This is a genomic window from Sphingomonas kyeonggiensis, assembly GCF_030812785.1.
Lineage (GTDB): Bacteria > Pseudomonadota > Alphaproteobacteria > Sphingomonadales > Sphingomonadaceae > Sphingomonas > Sphingomonas kyeonggiensis_B.
Genome location: NZ_JAUSTJ010000003.1, coordinates 555251 through 577635, shown reverse-complemented (window position 1 = coordinate 577635; position 22385 = coordinate 555251). Strand labels below are relative to the sequence as shown.

The following is a 22385-nucleotide window of genomic DNA, read 5'->3' as shown; positions in this document are numbered from 1 at the left end:
CCTTTTCCTCCTCAACCGCGATAGTATTGGGTCGCCAGGCCGCGGCAGCCCGGATCGACCTCGAACAATGCGCCGCCCTGGGGCTCGTCCACCCCGTCGCTCGCCGATGTGACGAACATACGGTCGAGCGCCGGCCCGGCGAAGGTGCAGCTGGTGATCTGGCTCGCCGGCAGCGCGATGCTGCGCTCGCGCACGCCCTCGGGCGAGAAGCGCGTCACGCAGCTCCCGCCCCAGCAGGCGACCCACAGGCAGCCCTCGGCGTCGAAGGTCATGCCGTCGGGATTGCCCCATTCGGGCTCGAACGTGATGAACGGCGCGCGCGGCCCCAGCGAGCCGTCGTCATGGATGTCGAAGCGGAAGATCGTCGCCAGCGCGGTATCGGTATGGAGCAGGAAACTGCCGTCCGCGGAAATCGCCGGACCATTGGCGATCGTATAGGGGCCATCCACCCGCGTCGCGGTGCCGTCGGTGTCGAGCCGGTAGAAGCTGCCCGTCGGGTCCGCGCAGTTGATCGACATGGTGCCCGCCCAGATCCGCCCCTGCGGATCGGCCTTGGCATCGTTGATCCGGTTGCCGAACCGGTCCGGCTCGGGCGCGGCGACTTCCCGGGTCACGCCGGTCTCGGGATCGAAGCGCATGAACCGGCGGCCGAGCCCCAGCACCAGCCCGCCCTTCTCGCGCTCGACGGCCCAGCCGAGATATTCGTCGAACTCCCAGCTGCGCACCACGCCACTGTCCAGCGACAGGCGGTTCAGCCGGTGCGAGAGGATGTCGGTCCAGTAGAGCGCATTGTCGCGGGTAGACCAGAGCGGCCCCTCGCCCAGCCGGTCGCGCCGGTCGCGCTCGACGATGCGGAGGAGCGACATCAGTGGCTATCCCGGGGCACGCCGTATTTCTGCGCGATGCGCTGGTACTTCACGGCATTCTCGAACACCGCACCGCCATCGAACTGGCCCACCAGGTCGCGGTGGATCTCCTGCCAGGGTGTCTGCGCCTCGGGCACATAGTCGATCGCCAGCGCGGCACGGCGCGCGGCCAGCTCCGCGTCATCGACCAGCATGTCGGCGGTGCGGTTCTTCAGGTCGATGCGGATGCGGTCCCCGGTCCTCACCAGCGCAAGGCCGCCGCCCACCGCCGCCTCGGGCGCCGCGTTGAGGATCGAAGGCGAGCCACTGGTACCCGACTGGCGACCATCGCCCAGGCAGGGCAGCGCATGCACGCCGGCGCGGATCAGCGCCACCGGTGGGCGCATGTTGACCACCTCGGCACCGCCCGGATAGCCGACCGGCCCGGCCCCGCGCATGATCAGGATCGAATGATCGTCGGCACCGAGCGCGGGATCGTCGATGCGGCGATGATAATCCTCCGGCCCGTCGAACACGATCGCGGTGCCCTCGAACGCATCGGGGTTCTCGGGGTCGGACAGATAGCGGTTGCGGAACTCGTCCGAGAGCACGCTCAGCTTCATCACCGCATTGTCGAACAGATTGCCCGAAAGCACGGTCAGGCCCGCTGCCTGCTTGAGCGGCGCGTCGAGCGGGTAGATCACATCGGCGTCGCTCGCAGTGGCAGTGCCGATATTCTCCTCCACCGTCTTGCCATTGGCGGTCAGCGCGCTGCCGTCGAGCATGCCGGCCCGGAACAGCTGCCCCATCACCGCAGGCACGCCGCCGGCCCGATAGAAGTCCTCGCCCAGATATTTGCCCGCCGGCTGCAGGTTCACCACCAGCGGCACGTCGGCGCCATGTGCTTCCCAGTCTGCCAGGCTCAGCTCGACACCGATATGGCGGGCGATTGCGTTGAGATGGATTGGTGCATTGGTCGATCCGCCGATCGCCGAATTGACGCGGATCGCATTGAGGAACGCCTCGCGCGTCAGGATGTCGGAGGGCTTGCGGTCGGCATGCACCATTTCGACGATCTGCACGCCGGTGTGATAGGCGCATTCGGCGCGGTCGCGATAGGGCGCGGGGATCGCCGCCGAACCGGGGAGCGACATGCCCAGCGCCTCGGTCAGCGAGTTCATCGTCGTCGCGGTGCCCATGGTGTTGCACCAGCCGGTCGACGGCGCCGAGCTGGCGACCAGCTCGATGAAGCCCTTGTAATCGATCTCGCCGGCCGCGAGCATCTCGCGCGCCTTCCACACGATCGTGCCGGAGCCCGTGCGCTCGCCCTTGAACCAGCCGTTGAGCATCGGGCCGACCGACAAAGCGATCGCCGGGATGTTCACCGTCGCCGCCGCCATCAGGCAGGCCGGGGTGGTCTTGTCGCAACCGATGGTCATGACGACGCCGTCCATCGGATAGCCGAAGATCGCCTCGACCAGGCTGAGGTACTGCAGGTTGCGGTCGAGCCCGGCGGTCGGGCGCTTGCCGGTCTCCTGGATCGGGTGGGTCGGGAATTCGAGCGCGATGCCGCCTGCGTCGCGGATGCCTTCGCGCACCCGCTTGGCGAGCTCGAGATGGTGGCGGTTGCACGGCGTCAGGTCGCTGCCGGTCTGGGCGATGCCGATGATCGGCCGGCCCGACTGCAGCTCCTCCAGGCTGATGCCGAAGTTGAGGTAGCGCTCTACGTACAGCGCTGTCATGTCGGGGTTGGAGGGGTCGTCGAACCAGGCGCGCGACCGCAAATTGGTGCGCTTCGCTTCGACTCCACCGGCCCCGGCCATATTCTACCCTCTTCCCAAATCAGCCGTCGTCGCTCGGCTCGTTCAAATGCGTGTCGCACTTGATAGAGTGGTTCGCCGCGGATAGGAAGCATATATATCGTATAAAAGGGAGTTAAGGGTGCACCGCTTTCGCCTAGGCCTGGTCGGCATCGGAAAAATCGCGCGTGATCAGCATCTTCCGGCCATTTCCGGGAATGATCGCTTCGAGCTGGCGGCGATCGCGAGCCGCCACGGCCGGGTCGATGGCGTGCCCAATTATCCCGATACCGCGGCGATGATCGCCGGCACCGAACTGGATGCGGTCTCCTTCTGCACCCCGCCCGAGGGCCGCCACGACCTGGCCCGCATCGCCATCGCCGCCGGCAAGCATGTGATGCTGGAAAAGCCCCCTGCCGCAACGCTTTCGGAGATCGAGGCGCTGGCCGAGTTCGCCCGCGAGAAGGACGTCACGCTGTTCACCAGCTGGCATTCGCGCGAGGCGGCCGGCGTCGGCCCGGCGCGTGCCTGGCTGTCGCGCCGCGAGATCAAGGCGGTGCGGATCGACTGGCGCGAGGACATCCGCCGCTGGCATCCGGGCCAGGAATGGATCCTCGCGCCAGGCGGCTTCGGCGTTTTCGATCCGGGCATCAACGCCCTGTCGATCGCCACCGCGATCCTTCCCGCCCCGCTGTTCGTCGAAGCCGCGACGATGGACGTGCCGATCGGCCGCGCCGGCCCGCTCGCCGCCGAGCTGCAGCTGCGCTGCGGCGACGCCAAGGGCCGCGCCTCGTTCGACTTCCTCCAGACCGGCCCGCAGACCTGGGACATCGAAGTCGATACCGATGCCGGCACGCTGCGCCTGTCGCTCGGCGGCAGCGTGCTCCAGCTGCCGGGCGAGGCAGAATGCACTGAGCCGGATCAGGAATATCCGCGCCTCTATGCCCGCTTCGCCGAGTTCATCGCCAACGGCACCAGCGAAGTCGATGTCCGCCCGATGCGCCTGGTCGCCGACGCCTTCCTCCTCGCCGAACGCCGCGAAACCGAGCCGTTCGAATTCTGACACTGCCCGTCATCCCGGCGAAAGCCGGGATATCAGGCGGCTCTTTCCCCGCCTTTGCCCCATACCACCGTCACCCCGGCCTTGTGCCGGGGTCCACCGGGAGGCAAGCCATGGACAAAGAGGCTCTGGCTTCAATCCTCGAGGCATAGTGGGCCCCGGCACAGGGCCGGGGTGACGAAGGAGAGTCCCCTCCCCACCAATCGTCATCCCGGCGAAAGCCGGGATCTCGTGCGGCTCCTTCCCTGCGCCTTCGCCTGAGATCCCGGCTTTCGCCGGGATGACGGAAGGACTGCACCGAGATGACAGGCCGGATTGCAATGTAGGATTTCGCCTGCTTGGCTCGCGCGGTCGGGCTCGTTCCCGCCGCTCTTTCAAACCGTAGGAAAAATAGGATCCCGCCTGCGTAAGAATCTTGCGAGATGCGGCGCGTCCGCGGGAACTGTGTCAACTTTGGCGCCGCGAAAACCCGCTTTGGGCGTGTACTTCGTGTCCTTTGACGAGTCGCCCGGGCGCCAGGCGTAGGAACAACAAAAAGGCCCCGGCAAAGCGCCGGGGCCCGAGTGTGGAGCCGACGGAGAGGCTCGGTCCGATATCGGGGATCAGCGCTCGATCTGGGGGACGCGGATGCCGTCCTCGCTCACTTCGATCGGCACCAGGCCGAAGTGGCGGCGCCAGGGCGCGGTCGTGTCGTTGCCGAACAGCGTGTACCAGAAATGGCCCTGGGCATCGCGGAAGGCGGTGCCGTGCCCGCCATGCGGCACCGCGAGCCGGCGCTTGCTGTACGGCCCCATCAGCGACTTCGAGGTGCCGTACATCATGTCGTAGGTGCCGTCGGTGCGCAGCGGCCCGTTCCACTCGGCGCCGGTGAGGAAATAGGTGCCCTTCACCTTGATCAGGCCATTGCCCTCATAGCCGACATTCTCGCCATCGGTATCGACCAGGCGCGTCACCTCGCCCTCGAACCCGTCGCGCTTCGCATTGAGCTTGCCGATCCGCCCGCCGCCCCAGAGCAGGTAGAAGCCGCTCTCGTCCTCGAACGGAAAGGCGTCGATCCCTTCGACGGCATAGCTGGTGCGGGTGTTGACATAGGGCCCGATCGCCTTGCCGCTGGTCGATCGGAACAGCCAGGACTTGCCCCCTACCCCGCGCTCCATCACCGAGAAGGCGAGGTAATAGGTCTTGTCCCGGGCCGACCAATGGATCTCCGGCGCCCAGAGCTCGGCGACATTCTTGAAGTCATAGCCCAGGCCCTTCCAGTCGAAGATCATCTTCTTCTGCGAGACCCATGTCTTAAGGTCGGTGGAGCGGTAGAGGTTCACCCCGCCGTCCGGATATTGGAAGCCGAAGCCCTTTTGCGTGCCGACCAGATAATAGGCGCCGTCCCCGCCCAGCGTGACCGAGGGGTCGCGCATCATCTCGTCGGTCACCAGCGCCTGGCGATCGGCGACCGCGCTGTTCTCGGTCAGCACCGAAGCCGCCTGGCGGATGCGGCCATCCTCAGCGCGCTCCAGGGGCACGAGGCCGACTTGCTCGCAGAACATCGCAAAGTCGTCCTCGCAGCGCGGATTGTAGCTGGCGACCAGCTTGCCGTCGCGGGTGCGGATCACGTTGCTCTGCCCGGCATGCGGCACGGCGAGCATGCGCTTGCTGAACGGGCCATAGGGCGTCGGGCCTGTCGCCATGTAGAGGTCGTCGGTGGCGGTGCGCATCCGGCCCGTCACCTCGCTGGCGGTGATGACGTACTGGTCGCCGTCCCGGAACATCGAGGCGCCGGTCTTGCCGATGCGCAGCCGCACCGGCCAGTCCTTGCCCGCCGGCGGATCGACCTTGAACAGCGCGGGGTCGGGCTTGAGGAAGCGCGGGGCATCGGCGAGCTTCGAGAAGTCGGGCGCCACCTTGGCGATATATCCAGCGCCCCACAGCAGGTAGCTGGTGCCGTCGCTGTCGATGAAAGACGAGACGTCCGCCACGTCCGGCACCAGGCACGGGCTCTCGCTGAACCCGCCCGTGAGGTTGGCGAGCGAGCCGCGGGCGATATGCGCGCAGCCATTGTCGTCGGCAAAGGCGAGCTGGACGAGGTCGCCCCGGATCTGGATGTCCGGCGCGACATAGCGGTGGCCGGCGCCGTGCACGACGCCGAGCGCAGCCCAGTGCCTGCCCTCATCGGCCGAGGACCAGAGCTGGATGCCGTCGCGGCGGCCGTCGCGGATCACCGTGCCCGTGACGAACCAGCGCCCGTCCGGGCTCTGCGCCACCGATGCGTCGGTGATCGCATGGGCGTTGAAGAAGGACTTCACCGGCATCGCATCGGCGGCCGGCATCACCGTGGCGTTCCGGTCCTGCGACGGGTGGTCGAGGAAGATGTCGTCGGCGGGCGGCCGCGCCGCGGGCGCCGCCTGCTGGGCAAGTGCCTGTGCCGGGATCAGCGAAGTGGCGGCCAGCGCCGCGGCCAGAAGATGCTTCACGCTTGCTTCCCCATGGGTGTTCGAACGAAGGGCGACGCCGCTCGGGAAGGGCCTTCCGTCGCGGCGCCGCCCATTGCCGGTTGCGCCGATCAGAGCCGGAAGCGGACGCCCAGGCGGTAGACGCTCTCGAGGAAGCGCGTCTGCCACGCATAGACGTCGTCCGGGCTGTTATAGTCGAACTGGCGAGTATTGGTCGCCGCGGTGCCCAGCAGGTTCGACACGCTGAAGTTGATCGCGATCTTGCTGGTGGGGTTGAGCGTGGCGGAGAGGTCGAGCGTGCCGCGGCCTTTCTCCTTCACCGGCAGCGTCGGCCCGAGCGCGTTGTTCAGCGCCGGGTCGGCGACCTGGCCATAGCTCACCACGAAGTCCGACCGGTAGTTGTAGGCGGCGCGCAGCGACAGGAAGCGGTTCTCGTAGAAGATCGAGGCATTGGCGAGGTGCTTCGACACGCCGGAGAGCGGCTGCATCCCGGGCAGCGTCTTCGCCAGCGTAGGCGCCAGCTCGGACTTGTGGTCGAGATAGGTGTAGTTCGCCAGCACGCCGAAATCGCGCGTCCAATTCGGCAACCAGGGCGCCCGGAAGAAGGTGCGGAAGCCCGCCTCGATGCCGCGGATGTGCCCCTTGCCACCATTTTCCGGGCGGGTGATGTTGAGGCGGCCATAGGTCGGGTCGATGACTTGCGTAGTGGTGGTGTTGATGAAGCCGGTCAGGTCGCGGTGAAACGCACCCAGCGTGATCGAGCCGTCGCGGGTGAAGTAATATTCCCATGACGCGTCATAGTTGGTCGATTCGATCGGCTTCAGGTCCGGATTGCCGCCCGATGCGGTGCGAAGGCAATCGACGCTGGTCGGCTCGGTAGCGCAGATCGTCGAAGGGGCGCCGACGGTGACCGAGGGATTCAGACTGCCGAAGCCCGGCCGCGTGCGCGTCTTGGTAAAGGCGACACGAAGCTGCAGTTCGCGCGAGAACTTCAGCCGCGCGCTGACGTTTGGCAGGAAGTCGGTGTAGCTGTTGTCGCGTGCTATCGGCGCATTGGTCGTCACGCCCGCCGTCGTCACCGTGGCGATGCCGTTGATCTGGTCCTCGGTGCGGATCGCCCGCAGCCCGATCAGACCATCGACCGGCACACCGATGTCGAAGGCGTAGCGCGCCTGGACATAGCCCGCATAGGCCTTCTCATTGCCGGTATAGGTCGGTGCGTTCCAGCCGGGGCGGCCCTTGGTCAGGCCGGTGAGGGTACGCAGATAGTCGACCTGCGCGATGATGCTCTCCCGCGTCGGCGTCAACCAGGAGCGGACGGTCTCCGCCTCGTCGCCGCGGAAGCCGCCCGGTACCGAGCTGTATTCCAGCGGCAGCACCGAGAAGAACTGGTTCGCAGGTGCCGTGCCGGTACGCGTATAGGCACGGGAATCGGCATCGCGGCTGTTGAAGCGGATGCCGGCCTGAAGGTTGGTGATACCCTCGTCCCCCAGCGCATAGTCAAGGTCGAGCCGCGCCTGGATGTCACGCCCATGCGTGCGGGTGCCCGAGTCCGTGAAGGTGGTCAGGCGATAGAGCGAAGGATTGAACAGGTCGAAATTGGTGAGCGTCACCACGCCGCCGCCGGCCCCAGCCGGGGTGTCGAAGTTGAAGGTACGGGTCGGCTGGGTGGTCAGCGTGTAATTGAAGTTGAGATTGTTCTGCGTGTAGGTCGAATCGGTCCACGCCACGTCGCCGGTGACCTTCAGCCGATCCGCCTTCCACACGAAGCCACCGCCGAACTGATAGGTGTCGGTGTTGGCGTCGATCGCATTCTGCTGCGGTCGGAAGCGCGCCGGCGGTCGCGGTCATGCTCTGGACGAGGTTGGTTCCCGGGAAATAGGTGACGTTGGAGAGATTGGCCGCGGGACCGGTACCGATGGTGAGATTGCGCCCCGAACCGCGGCCGCGGAACCCCTGGAACAGGCCGTCGAGATAGATTTCGAGATTGCTGCTGGGCCGCCACTGGTACGAGGCATGCGCCGAAGGACGCCAGCGCTTTGCGGTCGCATAGTCGATGTTGACGAACGACGGATAGCGGATCGGCGCGGCGACAGAGCCCGGCGCTGTGGTGCGATAGAGGATCGACTGGCTGACGTTGCGCGAGGAATCGAGGAAGTTGACGTCGGCGTAGGAGCCTTCGATCAGCAGCCCCATCTCGCCCAGGCCGGTGTTCCAGCGCTGGCTGACCAGCAGGTTCGCATCGAGCCCGAGCTTCTGCGACTGGTACCAGTGCACGCCCGTGAGGCTGCCGGCGATGCGGCCGGTCTTGAAGTCGAAGGGCATCCGCGAGCGTACGTCGATGAGGCCGGCGATGCCCGGCTCGATCAGATTGGCGCTGGCTGACTTGTAGACGTCGATCCGCGCGATGCTGGCCGAGGGGAAGTCCTGGAGCGCGACGGCGCGGCCCTCGGCGGTGAAGATCTCGCGGCCGTTATAAGTGGTGGTGAGGTCCGGCAGGCCGCGCAGGCGGGTGCCCGAAGCCTCGCCCTGCGCGCGATCGACCTGGATGCCGGTGACGCGCGCGAGCGATTCCGCCGCAGTCACGTCGGGAAGCTTGCCGATATCCTCGGCGACGACCGAATCGATGATCTGGTCGGAATTCTGCTTGATCGCCGCAGCCGTCTCGAGACTGCGCCGGATCGCGGTGACCACGATCTCGCCCGATCCTTCGCCTTGCTGGGCCGGAACAGCCACCGGTGCTTCCTGCGCCGCGGCGATATTCGGAATCATCATCAAGCCCAGCGCCGAGGTGGTCGCGAGCAGAAAACGTGCACGATTAGTCACTTAGCCTCCCCCATATATTCTTTTATTTGAAACTTATCTATCTTAATTATCATATCATAAATCCGCTGGCAAGCTGGTCCATTTCGGACCAATTGCCTGGACAGCAGTCCGGTGGAGAGGTTGAGTTGGCTGGCCGGCGTCACCGGAAATAACGTCCCCACCGCTTCCAAGAGCTACGCCAGAAGGCGCAAGGGCATTTGCGTGGGGCATCGAATAGCAATGCCTCATCGCGCCGCACTCAAGGCATCACCCGGCACCGCGAGCGAAGAACATCACCCTGCCTCCTGAGGAGCCCGGCCCTCAAACAAGCTTTGCTTTCGTGATATGATAATTTGCTTGTGATATTATAAATAGTATCGTTCTTTTATAGCGAGAACGAGGGGAGATGATCGTGAAGGCAGCGATGACACGTCGCGGAATGTTGCTGGCCAGCGCGGCAGCACTTGCCCTGCCCGGCGCCGCGTTCCCCGCTGCCCGCAAGCCGAACATCATCGTGCTCTATGCCGATGATCTCGGCTATGGCGATCTGAGCTGCTACGGCTCGACCACGATCCGCACGCCGAACATCGATCGCCTAGCGGCGGGCGGCACGCGCTTCACCAACGCGCACTCCCCCTCGGCCACTTGCACGCCCTCGCGCTATGCGCTGCTGACCGGCGACTATGCCTGGCGCGCCTCGGGCATCCAGATCCTGCCGGGCGATGCGCCAGCGCTGATCCGGCCGGGGAAATTTACCCTGCCGACCATGCTGCGTCAGGCGGGCTACGCCACCGGGCTTGTCGGCAAATGGCATCTCGGCCTGGGCGACGGCAAGGTCGACTGGAATGGCGAGATCGCCCCCAGCCCGCTCGACATCGGCTTCGACTATGGCTTCTTCATGCCGGCCACGCTCGACCGCGTGCCGACCGTGCTGATCGAGAACCGGCGCGTGGTGAACCTCGATTCCGCCGATCCGATCCAGGTGAATTACCACGACAGGATCGGCGACGAGCCTACCGGCTTCGATCATCCCGAGATGCTCAAATTCGGCGCCGATCCCGAGCATTCGAACACGATCGTCAACGGCATCAGCCGCATCGGCTACATGACCGGCGGCAAACGGGCGCGCTGGAAGGACGAGGAGCTGAGCGACGTGCTGCTCGGCAAGGCGGTCGACTTCATGGCGGCGCGGAAGGACAAGCCCTTCTTCCTCTATTACGCCGTCAACGAACCGCACGTGCCCCGGGCGCCGCATCCCCGCTTCGTCGGCAAGTCCGGCATGGGACCGCGAGGCGACGCGATCCTCCAGCTCGACTGGACGGTGGGCGAGCTGCTCCGCAGCCTCGACAAGCTGGGCATCGCCAGTGACACGATGATCCTCTTCAGCAGCGACAATGGCCCGATCCTGTTCGACGGCTATCAGGATCAGGCGGTCGAGCGCGCCGGCAAGCACCGCCCCGCCGGACCGTTCAGCAGCGGCAAGTACAGCATCTACGAAGGCGGCACGCGGGTGCCGATGATCAGCTGGTGGCCGGGGCATGTGCGGGCCGGCCATGTCTCGACCGCGCTCGTCGACCATGTCGACTTGACCGCCTCGCTCGCCAAGCTGGTCGGCGGGTCGATGCCGCAGGATTCCGCGGTCGACAGTTTCGACATGCTGGCACCGCTGCTCGGCAAGACCGATCGCGGGCGGGATCATGTTATCGAGGATACCAAGCTGATGGTCACCACCGGCACCAAGGTGGCGAGCAGCGGCGCGCGTATCCTGGCGATCCGGGCGGGCGACTGGAAGCTGATCCGCGCCAGCGTCGAGCCACACGCATTCCATGGCAACGCGATCGGCACCCTGCCCCGCCACCAGCTCTACAATCTGGCGCAGGATCCGGGCGAGCGGGCGGATCTGGCGTCGAAGGAGCCGCAGCGCACCGCGCGCATGGCCGCCTGGCTCGACAGGATCGAACGCGCGGGCCGCAGCCGGCCCTGAGCGGACGCAAGCCGACAAAGTTCATACAGGGAGAGAGATACGATGCGGAAGCTTCTGGCAGCGGGTGCTGCTGCGCTGCTGAGCCTGCCCGGCGGCGCGCTGGCCCAGGGTGCGCTCGGCGCCAACTACAACGAGCATTTCGAGGACATCGACTATCGCGACCTCGACAAGGCGGACGCCCGGTGGCTGCGCCTGTTCGTGCCGATGCCGCAGCTCGACCGGGGGGCCGCCGAGCACGGCGCGGTGCGCGCGGTGCTCGATGCCGGACAGCATGGCCGCAAGACGATCCTGTCGCTCAAATGGCCCTATATGCGCGGCGACTTCCCCAGGGCCGGCACGCCTGGGTTTCAGCGCGAGATCGCCCGGCTCGACGCGCTACTGCCGATCGTGATGGGCAAGATCGACATCCTGGTGATCGGCAACGAACCCTATATCGAGAGCCGCGAGCAGGACCGCGACCTCGACCTCAATGCCTTTTACGAAGCCATGGCGGCACATGTGATCGCCTGGCGTGCAGCGCACTGCGCAGGCGGCTGCAGGACAAGGCTCTACATGGGCTCGCTCACCCGGCTCGACCTGGCGAAGAACCGCACCAAATCGGTCGAGCGCTGGCTCGAATATGTGAAGGCGACGCCCGAGATCGACGGGGTCGACATCCATCCGCACCTGCCGGCACTCGAGGCGGCCAGGCCCTTCCTCGACTATATCCTGCCGCGCATGCGCCCCGAGCAGAAGTTCCTGGTGACCGAGTTCTCGCTGGTCTGGTGGTGGCAGGCCAATATGCAGAAGCCGGTCCCGCCGGCCTTTGCCGACAAGTATCAGGCGCCACGCAACGCGCAGAACTGGCAGATCATCAAGGCCGCGCTGGAGACGCCCTTCCCCAGGCAGCAATGGGACGACTTCCTGTCGATGAGCCCGTGGTTCGAGGGGCGGAAGCATTATCTGCGCAACCAGGTGAAGATGTTCCGCGACACCGGCCGCCTTGCCGTCGCCACCTATGGCTTCAAGCAGGGCAGCTCCATGTCGGCGGACTTCGGGCCGCAGAAGACGCCCTGGCTGCTCAACAGCGTGTTCGCCCCGCGCACCATCAAGCCGAATGCCGATGGCAGCGCCCAGCCCAATTGTGCCTGGATCGACGACTTCAAGGCGCTCCAGAAGTAACCCGCTCGGGCGGAGGGAATGAGGTGCGCCCCTCCGCCCACCCCTGTGTTTCTCCACCTTGCAACAAACCGAAATTCCCGCGCGAGACCGGCCCCGGAAAGCGGAAGGCACGGTTTTCACGGGGAATTTGATGCGAGTTTCGAAATCCGGCGCAGTGCGTGCGCTTCTGCTCGGTGCGGCGCTGACCATGGCGGCGCCGGCCTTTGCCCAGATGGGACCGGGCGGCGGTGGCGGCGGCTTTCCCGGTGGCGGGGGTCGAGGCCCCGGCGGCCATGGCCGTGGCGGTCCTCCCGGCGGCCCGGGTGACGGACGTCCGAAGGTGATGAAGCCGGTCAAGCGCGACAGGCTCGACAAGGCGACCACCGAGATGTTCCGCATCGCCGACAGGAATGGCGACGGGCTAGTCACCTTCGAGGAGCTGAAGTCGGTGATCGACGCGCGCCGAGACGCGCGGATCAAGGCACGGTTCGAGCGGATCGACAGCGACCATGACGGCAGCATCAGCGCCGCCGAGTTCTTCGCCTGGCAGCACGACATGGGATCGGTCGCCTCGTCCGAGCACCAGCCCGTCGCCGAGATCGGCGGACCGGTCTCCGAGAGCATCATGCCCGAGCTGGACGAGGACGACGGGGCGCTGCGCCGGCTGATCGAGCCGCTGAGCGCCATGGTGATCGTCAATGCCAACACCAACTACGACAAGGGCGTCTCGCTCGACGAACTGCTCGCCTATGAGCGCAGGAAGTTCGATGCGGCCGACAGCGATCATGACGGCATGCTGACCATGGAGGAGCTGCGTGCCCTCGAGCCGCGCGACCGTGGGCCCGGCGGGCCTGGCGGCCCTATGGGACGTCCTCCGCGCGACGAAGACTGACCTCGGGGAAACAGGACATTGCGGACACCGAAAGGCGCTAAGTTGGCGCCGGTCGACTGTCCGGACCCACATATTCACTCATGAGTGAATTAGTGTTGCAAGCCCTCCGGCTTTGCGGCATCCTTCCCGCCATCGCGACGAAGAGCGCGTCTGGAGATGGATGTGGGAGGGACCCGAATGAACTATCGCCCGTTGCTGGCCGGCGCATCGGCGCTGGCCCTGGTCTGGAGCGGCGCGGCCGCGGCGCAGACCGCTGCCCCCGAACCGCAGGATGCCCCTGCCCAAGCGAACGCTGCGGACACGGAAGATGGCGAGATCGTCGTCACCGCGCAGCGCCGCAACGAGAATCTGATGACCACCGCGGTCTCTGCCTCGGTCCTGTCGGGCACCCAGCTGGACAACAAGGGCGTCGCCAATGTCGATGCGCTGCAGTTCGCGATGCCCAGCGTCGTCGTGAATAATTTCGGCCAGGGCAACGACTTCAACGTCCGTGGCATCGGCAAGGCCGAGCACAACACCCAGACCACCACGGGCGTGATCACGTACCGCGACGGGGTGCCGACCTTTCCGGGGTACGTGCAGGGCGAGCCTTACTATGACATCGCCAACATCCAGGTCCTGAGGGGACCGCAGGGCACGATCGTCGGCCAGAACGCCACCGGCGGCGCGGTGTTCGTCAACACCAACGATCCGATCATCGGCGGCGGCATCCACGGCTATTTCAACCTGAACTATGGCAACTACAACGACGCCGGCTTCCAGGGCGCGGTCAACCTGCCGCTGAGCGACACCTTCGCCGCGCGCGTCGCGCTCTACGCCTCGCGCCGCGACACCTTCTACAACATCACCGGCCCGAACGGATCGCCCTACCCCTATGACAAGGGCAATGTCGGCATCATGGCCGGCCGCATCAGCTTCCTGTGGAAGCCGACCGACCGCCTGTCGATCCTGTGGAAGACCGATGCCGGCCATCTCGACATGGGCGCCTATCCGGCGACGCCGTTCTCGACCTATTTCGAGACGCTGCCCGGCACCTCGACGCCCAACCCGAACCACCGCGACCTGTTCGACGTGTCGTTCAACGCGCCCCAGGCGGCGCGCGACGAGTTCGTCCGCTCGACGCTGAAAGCCGAGTACGAGCTGGCCGGCGGGGTGAAGCTGCGCTCGGTCTCGAGCTATCAATGGGCGAACACCATGTACCGCGCGGACCTCGACGGCACCGCGACCGGTATCAGCACCTTCTACGACAGCGTCGACGAGCAGCAGGTCACCACCGAGCTCAACCTGATCTCGCCCGATACCGGCCGCTTCACCTGGCTGCTCGGCGCCTTCGGCCTGTGGAACGACTATTATTTCCGCAAGCCGTACCAGTTCGTCATCGACCTGGCCTATCCGTTCAACCTGCCGACCGCGCAGTACAAGCTGCAGGGCACCAACCCGACGCGGTCGCTCGCGGCATTCGGCCAGATCGGCTTCGCGATCACGCCGCGGCTGAAGATCGATGCGGGCATCCGCTACACCGACAGCCAGTCGACCAACCATGTCGATGTGCTGCAGTATGGCGCGTACATCCGGCAGGACCAGACGGTGAAGTCGGACAATGTCTCGTACAAGGTTTCGCTGGGCTGGAAGGCGACCGACACCCAGTATCTCTATGGCTTCGTCGCCACCGGCTTCCGCCCGGGCGGCCTGAACGTGCCGGTGGGCCTGGGCCTGCCCGCGCCGTTCAAGCCCGAGGAGGTCACGTCGTTCGAGGCGGGCTGGAAGGCAAACTGGGCGGGCGGCAAGGTGCGCACGACGCTCACCGGCTTCTACAACGACTACAAGAACTTTCAGGTCATCATCGGCTATCCCGACTTCCCGACCTTCGGCATCGAGCTGAACGTGCCGGGCAAGACCAAGATCTATGGCTTCGAGGCGGAGACCGAGTTCCACTTCGGCAAGCTGCAGCTCGATGCCGGCATCAACGTGCTGCACAGCGAGCTGGGCACCTTCTATGCGGTGGACACGCGCAACCCGCCGGCCGGCACGCCCGCCGATCCGGTGCTGCCATGCCGCCCGGCGACCGGCCCGGCGAGCGCCAAGTGCCTCAACCTGACCGGCCGCCGCCAGACCTATGCGCCCAACCTGACCTTCAACCTGGGCGCGCAGTACGAGATCGAACTGGGCAATGGCGACAAGATCACCCCGCGGGCGAATTTCGGCCATGTCGGCGACCAGTGGGCGACCCTGTTCCAGAACAGCGCGCGCGGCGACCATCTCGAGGCCCGCAACATCCTGAACGCGCAGCTGGCGTACCAGCACAAGAGCTGGACGGTGACCCTGTACGGCACCAACCTGACCGACCAGCATTATCCGGCGGCGCTGAACTCCGGCCTCTATTTCGCGGGCCCGCCCCGCCAGTACGGCGTCAAGCTGCTCAAGACCTTCTGATCCCACCCTGGCCGCCGGCGCCTCTCCGGCGGCCTTTCCTTCTGTCGAAAGCGTCCCAGACTTCATGCAGCCCTTCGGCCTGACAGTAGACAAGTTCCTCGATCATGCCGCCAAGTGGTTCCAGGACTGCGAGGTCGTCGAGGCCGATGCGGGCAGTGTCGTCAGGCGCTCGACCTATGCGGCGCTGCGCGCGCGGAGCAACCTTATGTCGGGCGCGCTCGCCGCGCTGGGGCTGCGCCAGGGCGAGGTGGTCGGCACGCTCGCCTGGAACACGATCCACCATTTCGAGATCTACTATGCCGCGATGGGCATGGGGCTGGTGTGCCACACGCTCAACCCGCGACTGACTGCGGCGCATCTGGCGGCGATGGTCAACGAGGCGGAGAACCGGGTGCTGGCGGTGTCTGCCGACCTGGTGCCGCTGGCATGCGAGCTGGTCGCGCAGTGCCCGACGATCGAGCATGTGATCGTTCTGGACGCACCGGCCGCGGATATCGGCACCCTCGGGTCGCACCGGGTGCAGGTCTGGCATCATGACGCCTTGCTGGAGGCGCATGGTGCCGCGGCGGCCTGGGGGGCGTTCGACGAGAACGCCCCCGCCGGCCTTTGCTATACCAGCGGGACGACGGGCAGCCCCAAGGGCGTCGTCTATACCCACCGCTCCAACTATCTCCACACGCTGCGCGCGCTGCAGGCGGACGCGGTGGCGATCACCGCGCGCGACACGCTGCTGCTCGGCGTGCCGATGTTCCATGCCAATGGCTGGGGCATGCCCTTCGCCGCGCCGGCGGCGGGGACCAAGCTGGTGCTGCCCGGGCGGACGCTCGACGGGCCGAGCCTGGCGCGGCTGATCCGCGACGAAGGCGTGACTGTCGCTGTCGGCGTCCAGACCGTCTGGTTGACGCTGGCCGACCAGGCCGAGGCGAGCGGCGAGGCCTTCCCGGCGCTGGAGCGCGTGCTGATCGGCGGATCGAGCTGCCCCGATGCACTGCTCCGCCGGCTGGAGGAGAAGCTAGGCGCGCGGGTGCAGACGAGCTGGGGGATGACCGAGCTCTCCCCCGTCGGCGCGATTGCGCCCCGGGACCTGCCCGCGGATGCGGCACCGGCTTCGGGGCGGCCGATCATGGGGCTGGACCTGAAGCTGACCGATGCGGAGGGCAACACGCTGGTGCCGCAACGGAACGTGCTGGGGCACCTCAAGGTGAAGGGGCATAGCGTGATCGAGCGCTATTTCCGCGCCGAGGAGAGTGCGCTGGATGGCGAGGGCTATTTCGACACCGGCGACCTGGCGATGCTCGACGCCGCCGGCAACCTGACGATCTGCGGGCGGGCCAAGGATCTGATCAAGTCGGGCGGCGAGTGGATCAACCCCAACGAGATCGAGGCGATCGTCGGCACGCACCCGGCCGTGCGGCATGTCGCGGTGATCGCGCGGGCGGACGATAAATGGGGCGAGCGGCCGGTGCTGATCGTCGAGAGCCAGGGCGAGGACCCGCGCGCGCTGCTCGAGATGCTGCGGGGCAAGGTCGCCGACTGGTGGATCCCGGGCGAGGTCGCCGAAGTTCCGGCGATGCCGCTGGCGGCTTCGGGGAAGATCGACAAGAAAAGGCTGCGGGAGGAGTATGCGGAGGGGCGGATCGCTGGGCGGAAGGTGGGGCGGTAGGTTCCCTCCACCCGTCACCCCGGCCTTGTGCCGGGGTCCGCTGTGCCGCAATTCCTGTCTGCGAGCCTCTTGTCCAGTGCTCGCCTCCCGGTGGACCCCGGCACAAGGCCGGGGTGACGATGGGGTGGTACTGGCCCCTTCCCGTCATCCCGGCGAAAGCCGGGATCTCGTGCGTCTCCTTCCCCTCGCCTTCGCCTGAGATCCCGGCTTCCGCCGGGATGACGGATAGGGTGAGCAGTGCGCAGACTTCCTCCCTTTTCCCCGGCGAAGGCCGGGGCCCAGTCCTTGAAATCACGCGCCTTGGCGCGTCTTCGCCGCGCACTGCTTAGTCTGGGCCCCGGCCTTCGCCGGGGAAAATCTGTTACTTGTCTCCTTAAGCCCCTCCCCTTCAGGGGAGGGGTTTGGGGTGGGGGCTGTCCGCGGGCGAAAGTCTCGGTGAGACACATGCCCCACCCCAACCCCTCCCCTGAAGGGGAGGGGCTTTTTAAGGCTCAATCGCACCCCTTCGCCTTGGCCGGCAGCTTGGGCGAGGCCAGGCCGACATTCCAGTTCCACGCAACCCCCGCCGCGCGGCGGCGGCAGACCACCGCCTCATACTGGTCGTACATGCCGGGCATCAGGCCGGTCTCGGCCTTCGGCGCGTCGGTGATGTGGAGATAGGCGCGGTCCTTGCCGAAGGCCGGCCAGGCCGCGCCCGGGTTGCCGGTCTTCACGAAGCTCGCCCAATGGCCGAGCATCGTGTCGGACAGCGGCCGGTCGCTCTCGGGGATGGCCGGCCAGAGCGGCGGCAGCGGGGTGAGGTTGCCGAATACATAGGGCAGCTCGCTGGCGTGGAAGGCGTGGAGGTCCTTGTCGTCCATCGCCGGATAGCCGTGGTCCCAGAGATACACATAGGCCGGCTTGCCGAGCGCACCCTGCCTGCGGGCGAGCCGCTCGCTGGTCCAGCCATAGAGCGCGTCGCGGGTGGTCGCGAGGATGCTCTCCTTGTAGGTCGCCGCGGGATAGAGGTTGAGGAAGGCGTCGGCGAACTCACCGTACTTCTCGCGAATGGCCTTCTCATACTCCTCGGGCGTCGCCGGGGCCTTGGGCGCGAGGATGCGGAGCGAGCGGATCTCGCCCTGGTTGAAGCCGGTCAGGATCGGCACCGGAGCCTGCTTGCCCTGGTCGAACGCCTCGACCATCTGGCTGGGCAGGACGAGGCCGTCGACCACGCCGAAGGGGAAGAAGCCGAGCTTGGCGGCGCCGTCGGTGATCGCCTGGGCGTCCATCCCGCGCAGCGCGGCGAGGTTGGGCGCCTGGAGGCCGGCGGAGAGCATCGTGCCGATCGCCTCGGCCGAGGGGGTGCCATAGGCCTCCTTCTTGAGGTTGGGCATCGTCACCATGTACGCGCTCTGGGCGATCGCCTGGTGGAAGGTGCCGCGGGCGAGCGGCGATTCCATCAGGAACATCACGCTGAGCCCGCCGGCGGATTCGCCTGCGATCGTCACCTTTGCCGGGTCGCCGCCGAAGGAAGCGATATTGTGCTTCACCCAGGCGAGCGCGGCCATCTGGTCGAGCAGGCCGTAATTGCCCGAGACCTTTTGGGGGGATTCCGCGGAGAGCTGGGGATGGGCGAGCCAGCCGAGCACGCCGAGGCGGTAGTTGATCGAGACGACGACCACGCCCTGCTCGGCGAGCTTGCTGCCGTCATACATCGGCTCGCGGCTTGAACCGCCCGACAGCGCGCCGCCATGGATCCAGAAGAAGACCGGGGCCTTTTTCGCATTGACTGGCGCCCAGATGTTGAGCGTCAGGCAGTCCTCGCTGACCGGCATCGGGGCGGCCGGGGAATAGACCGAGGTGGGCGCCTTGGCCTGGGGCTGGACGCAGGCGGGGCCGAAGTCCTTCGCGGCACGCGTGCCGGTCCAGGGCTGCATCGGCGCGGGCGGGCGCCAGCGCATCCCGCCGACCGGAGGGACGGCATAGGGAATGCCCTTGAAGGCGCGGATGCTGCCCTCGAGCGTACCGCTGACGCTGCCCGAGGGTGCGTTGACGACGGGCTCCTGCGCGAGCGCGGTGCCCGAGAGCAACAGGGCGGTGGCAAGGGCGGCGTGGCGGAAGGGCTTCATGCGGGCACCTTTGCGGTCTGCTCGGCGCGGAGGACCCGGGCGAGCGTGAGGAAGAGCGCAATCGCGATCAGGTAGAAGGGCGACAGTGTGTAGAGGGCGAGCTGGAGGCCGTGTTCGTAGCCATGGCTTTTGAACCAGTCGCTGGCGGCCCCGACATAAGTGGGTCCCAGGCCGAGGCCGATGAAGTTCATCACCAGCAGCAGCAGCGCGCCCGAGAGCACACGCTGGTCGGGGCGGACTTCCTCCTGGACCAGGGCGACCGAGGCGGAGAGGTAGAAATAGTTGAAGCAGTTGACGATGGTCAGCAGCAGCAGCGCCAGCGGCCAGCCGGGCGCCCAGACAAAGGCGAGGTAGAAGGGCAGCGCCACGGCGAGCGAGATGGCGGGGCCGAGCGCGTAGACGGTGCGGCTGCGACGGCTCAGCCGGTCGATGACGCGGCCGGAGATCAGCATCGCGGCACCCATGCCGATCGCGACGACCAGCGCATACCAGATCGCGATCTCGGGCAGGGTCATGCCCTTTTCGCGGATCAGGAACAGCACGGCGAAATTGCCCAGGCCATAGGTGACGAACTGGGTGGCGCCGCTGCCCAGCGCGGCGAGCATCAGCACCGGGTGGCCGAAGAACATCGTGCAGGTGCCCCAGAAGGGCGCCTTGGCGGCAGCGGGCTGGACGGGTGCGTTAAGGTCGGTCGCGCCGCGCTTCGGCTCGCGCACGATCAGCGGCACGAGGATCGCGGTGACCACGCCGACCGCGCCGATCGCGATGAAGGCGATACGCCAGTCGAGCAGCGCGGCGATCGAGGCGCCGAACGCGATGCCCAGCGCCGCGCCGATCGGCGGGCCGAGGTTGAAGATGCCGAAGGCGGTGCCGCGCTCGCCGGGCCGGAAGGTGTCGGTGATGATCGCGTAGCTGGGCGGCACCCCGCCCGCCTCGCCGAAGCCGACGGTCATGCGGGCGACGACCAGCTGGGTGTAGCTGGTGGCGAGGCCGCAGGCGATCGTCGCGGCGCTCCAGATCGCGCAGGCGAGCGAGAGGATGGTCACGCGGCTGGTGCGGTCGGCGAGCCAGCCGACGGGGATCGCGATGAAGCAGTAGAACATCGCGAAATAGAGCCCGCCGATCAGCCCGAGCTGGCTGTCGGTGACGTGGAGCGAGTCCTGGATCGGCTTGGCGAGGATGCCGAGCAGCTGCCGGTCGAGGAAGTTGAGCACATAGACGAAAGTGAGCGTGACGAGCACGATCCAGCGGCGCGCGCCGCCTGCCTGAGTTTCCACGCGTCCTCTCTCCCTGGCGGATTTTCCGCCTTGGGTGCATCATGCGGGCAAGCGCGCAATGCTGTCAACATACACTATCACGCGTGTGAATATCCGCACGAAGGCTTGACGATGGCCGCGCCAGACAGGATGGACGGGTGGTGACCGAAACCGCCAAGCCCGTTCGCCGCTCGCGCAAGGCCGAGCAGCGCGCCGAGACGATGGAGCAGATCTACGACGCTGCCGAGGAGTTGTTCTCGCAGCACGGGCTCTATGGCGTCACGCTGAAGGACGTCGCCAAGCAGGTGGGCGTCCACCACACGCTGCTCAATTACTATTTCGCCGACAAGAAAGCGCTGTTCGACGCCGTGTTCGCCAGGCGGGCGGTGGTGACCAGCGAGCGGCGGATGCAGGCGCTCGACGCGTACGAGGCAGAGGCCAAGGGCAAGCCGACCGTCGAGGGTGCGCTGCGGGCGTTCCTCGATACCGACCTGGACACCTATATCCAGGGCGGCGAGGGCTGGAAGAACTATGCCAAGCTCGGCGCGCAGGTCGCCAACACCCCGGCCTGGGGCGCCGATTTGATGGACGCGCATTTCGACCCCGTGGTGCTCCGCCTGATCGGGCTGCTCAAGCAGGCCCTGCCCGACTGCGCCGAGGAGGACATCTTCTGGGGCTATCACTTCGTCACCGGCGCGCTGATGCTCACCCTCGCCCGCACGGGCCGCATCGACAAGCTCTCCCACGGCCTGTGCCATTCGGACGACTTCGCCGCGGTGAAGGAGCGGATGGCCTCGTTCATGGCCGCCGGTTTCCTCGAGATCTGCAGGCGCGGGAAGTAGACTTCAATTCGCTCTCTTGCGAGTGAATGATTGCAGCGCTACCAAGCCTCCCGTCAAATCAGGAACGGAGAGCGGGATGTCGCTGGCGGGTCGTGTAGCAGTGGTGACGGGTTCGGGCGGGGGACTGGGGCGCGCGCATGCGCTGTACCTGGCGAGCAAGGGAGCAAGGGTGGTGGTCAACGACCTGTCCCAGCCCGCAGCCGATGCCGTCGCCGCCGAGATCCGCGCCGCGGGGGGCGAGGCCCTCGCCTTCGCCGCATCGGTGACCGACGAAGCGCGCATCGCCGCGATGGTCGCCGAGACCGTCGACCGCTGGGGCCGCATCGACATCCTGGTCAACAATGCCGGCATCCTGCGCGACAAGAGCTTCGCCAAGATGAGCATCGACGATTTCCGCCTAGTGGTGGACGTCCACCTGATCGGTGCGGCGATCTGCTGCAAGGCGGTGTGGGAGCAGATGCGCGCGCAGAACTTTGGCCGCATCGTGATGACCACCTCCTCCTCGGGCCTGTACGGCAATTTCGGCCAGGCGAATTACGGCGCGGCCAAGCTGGCGCTGGTCGGGCTGATGCAGACGCTGGCGATCGAAGGCGAGAAATACGGCATCCGGGTCAACAGCCTGGCCCCCACCGCCGCGACCGGCATGACCGAGGGGGTGCTCTCGGCGGAGAGCCTGGGGATGCTGGCACCCGATCTTGTGAGTCCCGGCCTGCTCGCCCTGGTCGGCGACGACGCCCCTACCCGCGCGATCCTTTGCGCCGGCGCTGGGCATTTCGCCGCCGCGCACATCACGCTGACCGACGGCATCCAGATAGGCCGCGCGGCCGATGCCGGCGAGCAGGTCGTCGCGGGCTGGGCCGACGTCGTTGACCGGACCGGCGAGATCGTCCCTGCCTACGGCTTCACCCAGGCCGAGCGCGAAGTGGCGGCCGCCACCGGCAAGGCGCCGGTCGCAGCGGCGGTGCGTTGAGCGATCCGCTCCGGCTGGGGCGGCGCGCCCTGTCGGCGGTACCGGATACAGAGGGTAGCTAGCTGTTCCCCGGCGAAAGCCGGGGCCCAGGGTTTCTCTGCCGAGTGCCAAGATTGAACAGGTCCAGCAGATGTTCGAGTC

14 protein-coding genes and 1 pseudogene are annotated in these 22385 nt (G+C 66.7%); 8 read left to right on the top strand and 7 right to left on the bottom strand.

Annotated elements, in window-relative coordinates; translation table 11 throughout:
- Positions 1 to 11 precede the first annotated feature (11 nt).
- Both J2W22_RS20270 and J2W22_RS20265 read right to left on the bottom strand, forming a co-directional pair.
- A complete protein-coding gene (locus tag J2W22_RS20270) occupies positions 12 to 866 on the bottom strand; it encodes an SMP-30/gluconolactonase/LRE family protein (RefSeq protein ID WP_307120088.1) in 855 nt (284 codons plus the stop codon).
- On the bottom strand, positions 866 to 2668 hold the full coding sequence (locus tag J2W22_RS20265; protein WP_307120087.1) for an IlvD/Edd family dehydratase: 1803 nt from the start codon (positions 2666 to 2668) through the stop codon (positions 866 to 868). Before J2W22_RS20265 ends, J2W22_RS20270 begins: the two co-directional genes overlap by 1 nt.
- A gap of 118 nt (positions 2669 to 2786) precedes the next feature.
- Between J2W22_RS20265 and J2W22_RS20260 the strand changes: the two genes are divergently transcribed.
- A complete protein-coding gene (locus J2W22_RS20260) occupies positions 2787 to 3707 on the top strand; it encodes a Gfo/Idh/MocA family protein (protein WP_307120086.1) in 921 nt (306 codons plus the stop codon).
- 599 nt (positions 3708 to 4306) lie between these two features.
- Here J2W22_RS20260 and J2W22_RS20255 read toward each other — a convergent pair.
- The 3 genes and pseudogenes from J2W22_RS20255 to J2W22_RS20245 form a co-directional block, all read right to left on the bottom strand.
- Positions 4307 to 6172 (bottom strand): family 43 glycosylhydrolase, encoded by a 1866-nt coding sequence (locus tag J2W22_RS20255; RefSeq protein ID WP_307120085.1) that lies wholly within the window; start codon positions 6170 to 6172, stop codon positions 4307 to 4309.
- 89 nt (positions 6173 to 6261) lie between these two features.
- Positions 6262 to 7959, bottom strand: coding sequence for a TonB-dependent receptor (locus J2W22_RS20250; RefSeq protein ID WP_307120692.1), 1698 nt, complete (start codon positions 7957 to 7959; stop codon positions 6262 to 6264).
- 565 nt (positions 7960 to 8524) lie between these two features.
- Positions 8525 to 8923: pseudogene (locus J2W22_RS20245) on the bottom strand (TonB-dependent receptor plug domain-containing protein); the annotation flags it as partial.
- Between the two features lie 457 nt (positions 8924 to 9380).
- Here J2W22_RS20245 and J2W22_RS20240 point away from each other — a divergent pair.
- The 5 genes from J2W22_RS20240 to J2W22_RS20220 all read left to right on the top strand — a co-directional run bounded on the left by J2W22_RS20240 (position 9381) and on the right by J2W22_RS20220 (position 17068).
- Positions 9381 to 10940, top strand: a complete 1560-nt coding sequence (locus J2W22_RS20240) for a sulfatase family protein (RefSeq protein WP_307120084.1) — start codon at positions 9381 to 9383, stop codon at positions 10938 to 10940.
- A 42-nt stretch (positions 10941 to 10982) separates the two neighbouring features.
- Positions 10983 to 12101, top strand: a complete 1119-nt coding sequence (locus J2W22_RS20235; protein ID WP_307120083.1) for a hypothetical protein — start codon at positions 10983 to 10985, stop codon at positions 12099 to 12101.
- A gap of 130 nt (positions 12102 to 12231) precedes the next feature.
- On the top strand, positions 12232 to 12972 hold the full coding sequence (locus J2W22_RS20230; RefSeq protein ID WP_307120082.1) for an EF-hand domain-containing protein: 741 nt from the start codon (positions 12232 to 12234) through the stop codon (positions 12970 to 12972).
- A gap of 177 nt (positions 12973 to 13149) precedes the next feature.
- Positions 13150 to 15405, top strand: coding sequence for a TonB-dependent receptor (locus tag J2W22_RS20225; RefSeq protein WP_307120081.1), 2256 nt, complete (start codon positions 13150 to 13152; stop codon positions 15403 to 15405).
- A gap of 64 nt (positions 15406 to 15469) precedes the next feature.
- Positions 15470 to 17068, top strand: coding sequence for an AMP-binding protein (locus J2W22_RS20220; protein ID WP_307120080.1), 1599 nt, complete (start codon positions 15470 to 15472; stop codon positions 17066 to 17068).
- A gap of 491 nt (positions 17069 to 17559) precedes the next feature.
- Here J2W22_RS20220 and J2W22_RS20215 read toward each other — a convergent pair whose 3' ends face one another.
- On the bottom strand, positions 17560 to 19176 hold the full coding sequence (locus tag J2W22_RS20215) for a carboxylesterase/lipase family protein (protein WP_307120079.1): 1617 nt from the start codon (positions 19174 to 19176) through the stop codon (positions 17560 to 17562).
- Positions 19173 to 20453: a spinster family MFS transporter gene (locus tag J2W22_RS20210; RefSeq protein WP_307120078.1), complete on the bottom strand. Its 1281-nt coding sequence runs from the start codon at positions 20451 to 20453 to the stop codon at positions 19173 to 19175. The genes J2W22_RS20215 and J2W22_RS20210 overlap by 4 nt, the downstream gene beginning before the upstream one ends.
- Positions 20454 to 20590: 137 nt before the next feature.
- Here J2W22_RS20210 and J2W22_RS20205 point away from each other — a divergent pair, with 137 nt between their 5' ends.
- Positions 20591 to 21274 (top strand): TetR/AcrR family transcriptional regulator, encoded by a 684-nt coding sequence (locus J2W22_RS20205; RefSeq protein WP_307120077.1) that lies wholly within the window; start codon positions 20591 to 20593, stop codon positions 21272 to 21274.
- Between the two features lie 76 nt (positions 21275 to 21350).
- Positions 21351 to 22244 (top strand): SDR family NAD(P)-dependent oxidoreductase, encoded by an 894-nt coding sequence (locus J2W22_RS20200; RefSeq protein WP_307120076.1) that lies wholly within the window; start codon positions 21351 to 21353, stop codon positions 22242 to 22244.
- The last annotated feature ends 141 nt before the right edge of the window (positions 22245 to 22385 follow it).